Consider the following 1,223-nt stretch of genomic DNA (forward strand, 5'->3'; position numbering starts at 1 on the left):
GGTTGTGTGTGGTCTAGTGTGTGGGAAGGGGTGGTACGGCCTTCGAGCATCGGATCTGAACAAACCACAAAAGTCCTTTTCCTCCCCACCCAAAAGAATCGACCTTAACTCAGGGGCAAATCTAACGTTCCCTAGGAAACTAATTTCATCTAAGTAGACCTGCGACCATTTCGGGCTTACATACCCATAGCTTCGGAAAGACTGTTTGAGGATATTATTGCGAGCTTCAGCCCCATTGGAACTCACACCCTCCTTAGTCACCCAACGTTCCCTAGATAAATTGTATCTTGGGTCATTGCTCTTTTTGGAGTGATTGACGGATTTATGATTGGGCCTGTCCCATAAGAACCCATAGCCTTCATCAGTGTATAAGGTTACATTCTTTGGAATTTTTTCATCTAGATCCTTTTCTAAGTAGTGTTGGTTGCTTAGTGGTATGCTTTTGTAGAAAGTCATTCCTCCGTTTATGCCAACTGTGTGAACCAACGTCCCGCACTGGCCCCCACCTAACGAATTAGAAAGATAAATTGAGGCAGTACCAGTTTTGTATCTTCTGGATCTATGTTTGTTTGCTCTAAGGGAAGAAGAATAGAGGACTACAGAGTCCGCTACAGCGATAGGAACCCCATTTTTATTGGGTGAACCTTCCTTTATGTTATCCTTTTCCGCATTATTTAATTTTCCTGAACTATTAACATTCCCGAATTGTTCTAATTCCTCAAAAAGTTGTTCTTGGAGTCCTTTATTAAGGATACTGAACAAAACCTGTAGTTTCTTTTTAAGAAGGTAACTCGATTTGTAGGAAAGGTTTAGCTTTCTACTTATCTCCGTTGAGGTCATAACCTTCGGGTATTGCAAAATCATGTCCTGCAAAATATAACTAATATATGCCACTGGAAGTTTGAAGCTTTGGAAGGGAGTATGGGCAGTTATGGATATTTGTTTATGACAAAGGTTACACCTAGCGACAGTTTCCCGATTCTTTACTCTAAGAAAGAGTAGGTTAGATGTTTCTGCACAATTGCATTTCTTCGGGAAAAGATTTTTTAGGATCTTTAAGGTCTTCAATGCATAATGATTGTAGATTTCTGGAGAATCTAGGGGTCTAGAAGGGTAGATATTTGAGGGTTTTTGGAATAAGAGTTTGGGGGAACGTGAAGATACATCGTTCTTTTGATTAGGTGATGGAAATTGTGATTTTGTGGGGTTTGTTCTTAGCCCTC

General features: G+C 40.5%; 1 pseudogene. It reads right to left on the reverse strand.

Annotated features, from left to right (window positions below):
- Positions 1 to 894 (reverse strand): annotated as a pseudogene (locus DI076_RS20035) (hypothetical protein); the annotation flags it as partial.
- Positions 895 to 1,223: the final 329 nt, after the last annotated feature.

It is taken from the genome of Leptospira ellinghausenii (assembly GCF_003114815.1).
Lineage (GTDB): Bacteria > Spirochaetota > Leptospiria > Leptospirales > Leptospiraceae > Leptospira_A > Leptospira_A ellinghausenii.